This is a genomic window from Thiomonas sp. (assembly GCF_054608695.1).
In genome coordinates this window covers 1-5,901 of the sequence record NZ_JBTRXV010000144.1, presented here as the reverse complement: position 1 = coordinate 5,901, position 5,901 = coordinate 1, and the positions used below count along the sequence as shown (strand labels likewise).

4 protein-coding genes and 1 pseudogene are annotated in these 5,901 nt (G+C 63.9%); 3 read left to right on the top strand and 2 right to left on the bottom strand.

The window, feature by feature from the left end; all coding sequences use genetic code 11:
- Together ACYCUK_RS22865 and ACYCUK_RS22860 are read left to right on the top strand one after the other, a co-directional pair.
- Positions 1–238, top strand: a pseudogene (locus tag ACYCUK_RS22865) (IS5-like element ISCARN14 family transposase); the annotation flags it as partial.
- A 29-nt stretch (positions 239–267) separates the two neighbouring features.
- On the top strand, positions 268–1,038 hold the full coding sequence (locus tag ACYCUK_RS22860; protein ID WP_461596908.1) for a protease pro-enzyme activation domain-containing protein: 771 nt from the start codon (positions 268–270) through the stop codon (positions 1,036–1,038).
- 349 nt (positions 1,039–1,387) lie between these two features.
- On the opposite strand, the gene ACYCUK_RS22855 is transcribed toward ACYCUK_RS22860, so the two are convergent.
- Positions 1,388–4,675, bottom strand: coding sequence for an EAL domain-containing protein (locus tag ACYCUK_RS22855; RefSeq protein ID WP_461596907.1), 3,288 nt, complete (start codon positions 4,673–4,675; stop codon positions 1,388–1,390).
- A 508-nt stretch (positions 4,676–5,183) separates the two neighbouring features.
- Positions 5,184–5,480, bottom strand: a complete 297-nt coding sequence (locus ACYCUK_RS22850; protein WP_461596906.1) for a PIN domain-containing protein — start codon at positions 5,478–5,480, stop codon at positions 5,184–5,186.
- 162 nt (positions 5,481–5,642) lie between these two features.
- On the opposite strand from ACYCUK_RS22850, the gene ACYCUK_RS22845 reads away from it, so the two are divergent.
- Positions 5,643–5,846, top strand: coding sequence for a hypothetical protein (locus ACYCUK_RS22845; protein WP_461596905.1), 204 nt, complete (start codon positions 5,643–5,645; stop codon positions 5,844–5,846).
- Positions 5,847–5,901: the final 55 nt, after the last annotated feature.

Sequence of the window (5,901 nt, the reverse complement as noted above, 5' to 3'; positions counted from 1 at the left end):
CGGACTGCAGAAGCTCTACGCCGACGGCGGCACATGCGCTGTGGCCATCGAAGAGGCTCGCGGCATCCGCGTGGACATCGCGCGCCACCGCAGCACGGGCACGTGGCAAGACGCGCAACGGCCCCTGTGGCCCGAGGGCGTCCCCAGGGGCTTCGTCGTGCAGGCCAAGCGCTGGGTTGTCGAGCGCACGCATGCCTGGAACGAGCGTGCGCGCCGCCTCATGGCACACCATGACCGTTGAACGTACGGGCCCACCGGAGTTCACGCATGACGCGTCGCACGTATGTCGAATTGCCGGGCAGCCACAGGCTGGAACCGGCGGCTGCCATCCGTATCGCCGATGTGGCGCCGGACGAGCCGGTCGAGGTCCGCGTTGACCTCAAACCCCGCCCTGACGATGCCAAGACCTCGCACTGCACCCGTGCCGAGCTGAACGCCCTTCGCGCCACGGCACATCAAAGCGACATTCAATGCGTGACCGATTTTGCACAGCAAGCCGGGCTGAGTGTGGTTTCCGTTGAACCCGGTAGGCGCCTGATCAAGCTACTGGGACCCGCGGCGAAAGTCGAGGCAGCCTTCCAAACCAAGCTTGGCCATGATCACGACGGCAAGCATCGTTTCCGCGGCCGCTCCGGCCCGGTGCTGTTGCCGAATGACGTCGCTGCTGTTGTCGAAGCCGTCCTGGGGCTCGACACCCGGCCGGCGGCCGAGAGCCGCATCGTCCAACTGCCCGACGCTTCGGCAATGCCGGGTTATCTTCCGAACCAGGTCGGCGCTCTTTACGACTTCCCCACGGAGGCGTCCGGCGCCGGCCAGTGCATCGCCCTCATCGAACTGGGCGGCGGCTGGCTATCTGGACTCGGATACGCAGGCCGCGTTCCAGGCCATGGGCCTACCCCGCCGCGCGTCGTCGCCGTCTCGATCGATCATGGCGCGAACCGGCCCCATCCGGACAACGGCGCCGATGGCGAAATGGCGCTGGACCACACCTCGATTCTCAAGACCGTCGAACGACGCTGGAACCTGTGCCGCCGCTGACCCAGCGTGACGCCGCCGCACCGAGGGCGGGCGCGGTGCTCACCCTCGCCGTGCCCCGCGCCGACGATCCGTTGGCAGGCGTCCAGGCACCCACTGCGAAGGAGGCGAATCCGGCCGCAAACGCGCCATCGCATCTCCAGCGCGCATATGCGGAACTTGTCGCTCAGCTTCCCATTCCCGACGCGCAGGGCGGCGCCCATCATGAGATGCCGCCCTGCACACCAGCAAGGATGACGAGTCCCCCATTTTGGAACGGACGGCAGCTTGGAAAGCTTCCAGAAATCCACGGAAACATCCCGAGTATGTGGCCATGCAGCAGAGTTTTTGTTGACATGACTGGAGTGGCGGACTATGTCGCGGCCGCGTCACAACGCCGGGCCAGATCCCCCGATGGGGATTGGGGGATGAAAACGGTTTGTTCGCGAAGCCAATCTGCCGCGACTGCGCCCAGGGGAGTTCGGGGGCTGGAGGGATCGATGTTCAGACGGAAATGCCGCACCCAGTCCGGCAGCTCGGAAGCGGGCATCGGCTTGGCCAGCGCATAGCCCTGGCCACCGTCCGCACCCAACACGGCCGCGGCCTCGATCAGGTCTGGCGTCTCCAGGCCTTCGACCGCCACCGTGAGTCCGAGTCCTTTCCCCAGCCGCACCAGCGCGCCGATGAAGCCGATGATCCGGCGGGGATCTTTGTGCGCTTCGCGCACCAGCCCCTGATCGATCTTGACGGCATGAAACGGCAGGGTGCGCAAACGCAGCAGGCTGCTGTAGCCCGAGCCCAGATCGTCCATGACCAGCCGCACGCCCAAATCGGTCAGCATTTGCACAGCCGCATCGCGGCGCTTGTCATCGTCAAACTCCGCGCTTTCCAGAATCTCCAGGTGCAGACGTTCCGGGGCCATGCCGTGCTTCTGCAAGGCGTCGTCGATCCAGCGCGGGCAATCGGCGTCAAGCAACACTTCGGGCGGCAGATTGATGGAGATGTCTAATGACGGGCCCTGGACATCCCATCGGGAAACCTGGGACAGCGCCTGATCCAGCCCGAGAACGAACAGGTGGGCAAGCTCGCTGCTTCCAAATGCCGACAAGAACTGCCCCGGGGTGATCAACTGCCCATCCTCCAGTCGCAAGCGGGCCAGCGCCTCGACCTTGAAGGGCTTGCCCGTGTGCAGATTGACCACCGGCTGCATGAACATCTCCAGTCCGCCGCCGAACAGCCGTTCGCGCCAATGACTCCGCTCCTGCGCAGGAAGAGGCGGGCTCAGACGCGAGGATTGGGATCTTTGCAGGAAACGGCGGCACACCTGCGCCAGGCTGTCGAAGAACGCGTGCATCGCCGCGCTCTCGAACTGTCCGGGATACAAGCCATACAGGCCGATCACGCCCACCATATGGTCCCGTCCGTCCTTGATCGGAATGGCGACCGAACTGCGGATGCCCACCGCGTGCGCGGCTTCTTTCCAGGAGGCCATGCGGGGATCGCTGGAATAGCTGGGGTTGGTTTCAATGCGCTCACTGCGCCAGGCGCGGGGATGCGGGGATTGGCCGTAGGGGCTGTGCCTGTTCAGTTCCAACGATGGCACGCCATGGCGTTCGAGGGAGCGCATGTAGTCCCCGAAGCGTCCGGAGTTGAATTCGTAAACGAAGTGCCCCTGCGCATCGGGTTTGTAAAAAACGGCAGCACAAAGGCCCGGCAGCTTGATGACCTCGTCGAGCATATCCCGCGCAAAATCGACCCAGTGCGCCCATTCCGGGAGCCGCTGCTCCAGTCTGAAAATCCACTGCGGAAATTGATCGTGGGTCTGCTGGATGGACTCGACCTGGGCTTCCAGTTCGACTTGCAGTCGGCCGATCAGGATGTGTACGAGATCTTGCCGGTCCGCAGCGCGGGCAGGCAAACTTCCGGCGATCTGACTCAGCAGTTGCAGATACCGTCCGAATGACTTGACCACGACCGCCGATCGCATGCCAACAAGGGCGTGGATCCGGCCGACCTGGGCGGCCCGCTGGCGCTGGCCGTCTTCCGTCAAATCCGCGGACAGCAGGCTGCGCAGGTGTTTGGCCTGATGTGCCTTGAGGTGGACGAATTCGGCCGGGCTCAGGCGCGAGAGAATCTCCGTCGACTCAGGCTCCTGGGCAACAGCGGCGTAAAAACGCTCGACAAAACGGTCTGCCACCGCCGCAAAATGCTCTTGTGCCGATTCGAGCAATCCTCCGGCTGTTGGGCCATAGGGATCGATGTGCAATGGATTGCGCTCCAGCCGCGTTTCCTCGCTGTCCTGGGTGTCTTGTCCCCAGAGCCGCCACCAATGGGGGCGGTCAGCCTTGTGCAGTTTGCTGATATACAACGCGGCGTCGGCATGCCGCAGCAGCAGGTCGGCGTCGGAGTCGTCGTCGGGGTATAGGGTCAGCCCGAGACTGAGACCGACCTGGGCGCGGTGGCCGCCGGGAAGTGCAAAGGGTTGCTCGACGGCAGTATGGATACGCTGAAGCGCTGCCATCAGATCGTCGGGTCGTGTCAGACCTTCGAAGACCAGGACGAACTCATCCCCACCCAAGCGCGCCACCAGATCGGTTCCGCGCATGCAGGATCGCAGGCGTTGGGCAAGACTCTGCAACAGCGCATCACCCGCCGCATGCCCCCAGGTGTCGTTGACCGGTTTGAAATCATCCAGATCCATGTATCCGACGGCCAATTGGGTCCCGTTGCGCTTGGCTTGCGCCAGCGCCAGGGGCAGGCGCTGCTGCAAAGCCAAGCGGTTGGGCAGGCCCGTCAGCGGGTCGCTGTACGCCGCAGATCGCAGGCGGCTTCTGTCGGCTTGTTGCTGCCGCAGCAGACGGCGCATCCACCAGGCGGCCAGAGTCAGAAGCGCGACGGCGAGAACCTCGAGCAGCCAACGCGGCCAGGCTCCCTTGATCCAGGCCTGGACGACGAGCGCAGGGTGCCATCGAACCTGGATCATGAAGGGGTAGCCGGGCACTGCAATGTCCGGGCCAAACGCTGTTGCCGCAGGCTTGGAGAGCGTTGCCGCCCAGCCAACCTGGCCACCCTGCCAGATGCCGACGACGCTGCGATCACGGGTATCGATGACCTGGAAGCGCCAGGGCGCAGAATCGACATAGCCCAGTAACCGGTCGACCCGATAGGGCGTGCCCACGAAAAACTGGGTTCGGCCCAGGCGATCGGCAACCCGGTAGCGTAGGGGGATCACGCGCGATTGGACGCGTTGCGCATATTGGTCCTGACCCAGTAGAAACTGCGAATTCCTTGAAAGGGGAGTCAAGACGCGCCCCGGATTGATGGGGCGGGCGCTCTGCCGGCGGGTAGACCAGACGATCCGGTTTCCATCCGGCGATTGGATATTGAAGGCATAGAGGCTTGGGTGCAAAGCCAGATAGAGCCGGAGAATTGCAATCGTCTTGGCGCTGGGCGGACTCGAGGCACTGTCTGGCGGCAACAGCGCGGTGCCGAGGAATTGCAGCGCGGAGAATTGCCCATCGAGCCGGCTGGCGATTCGATTGGCGTATTGCAGGCCTGCGCTCTGCGCGCGGGCCTGCACCTCATGCTTGGCGATTTGGAATTGCCAAGATTCGTTCCAGATCGCCCACAGCAACATGATGACCACTGGCAGCGCCAGCAAGGCCGTGATTCGGGATGGGGTGTTCAGGCGAGAGATGGGGTCGCATCGGGCTGAAGAAGCGCGAGCGCAAGAAGCGAGGGACAACATGTCGGCGATTGTGCCCAAACGGGGGGCAACTCGCCGGGCTGGCAACGAACCCAAAGCGCCCAAACGTGCATTCCTTCACGCAAGTTCCGGAAATCGTCGGTCCATCACGGTCGGCACTTCAGCGGTCGTGAGGGAGTTTCCATGGGGGATGTTGGCCAGGGCAAGTGAGACCACAACCTGCATTGACCAGGCACAGGGCACGCAGACCACGATCAGAGCCCACTCCCGCCGTTCGATGCACAGTGCTCCATCGGCTCGTGTTGTTTGCCGCAATGCTCACAGCGGTTGCCGCTGCGGGCGAGTTCAGCCTGGATGGCCTGGACGGTCATCGAGGTTGATCGGGCATGGGAGGGCCAACGCGGTGAATGCGCAACCCCGGCATTGCCGGGCTGTTGCGCAGGTTCTGTTTGTGAAGCGCCCCTCACAAAAGGCGTGCGGATTGCCCCTGTGCGGTCAGCAGCGCGACCGCCTTCTGGTCAAAGGACACAAAGGTTGCCCCGCCGAGCCAGCCCCCCTCATAGGCACTCACACCATCCGCAAAATCGCCGCCCGCCTCAAGCACCGACAGGCCGGCTTCGACGGCAGGCCTGTTCACCTCCACATTCACAACTGCCAGTCGGGTGCGGATCGCGGTCGCCACGTCAGCGGCCTGAAAGCTGTAGACCCTGCGGAGCACCCACACGAACTCGCAGAGACACGGCACGGCGACCGCGATCAAGCGGCATCGCTCAACCTTGTATCGGGCGCTGGCCAGGGACGGTGCTGTCCAAGAAACCGGCTTGATGGGCCACGCGCTGATTGCGCTGCAACCCACCGAGGGCGGCGCACAGATGACCTATCAGGCCAACATGGAAGCCGGTGCACGATCGCCAAAATGGGCATGAGCGCGGTCCATCTGGCCGCCAGGGGGCTGATCGAGGATTTTTTCAGCCGATTCGAAAACGCCGTGCGTGGCGAGCCTGGCAACGCCTCCCCGAGCGGCATGGCTGAACGGCTGTGGTTCATGATGCCCCCTTGGGCCTGGGCAGTGTCCACGCTGGTGGCGGTCTTCATCCTGTATTGGGGCGTGCACGGCACTTGGTGAGGGTTGCGCGAACCCAGCGTTGGGGGATGGATTCCACGCAGTTTCATGATCTAGG

Coding starts and splice junctions, on each gene's coding strand:
- ACYCUK_RS22860 (WP_461596908.1), top strand. CDS start 268: ATGACGCGTCGCACGTATGTCGAATTGCCGGGCAGCCACAGGCTGGAA.
- ACYCUK_RS22845 (WP_461596905.1), top strand. CDS start 5,643: ATGAGCGCGGTCCATCTGGCCGCCAGGGGGCTGATCGAGGATTTTTTC.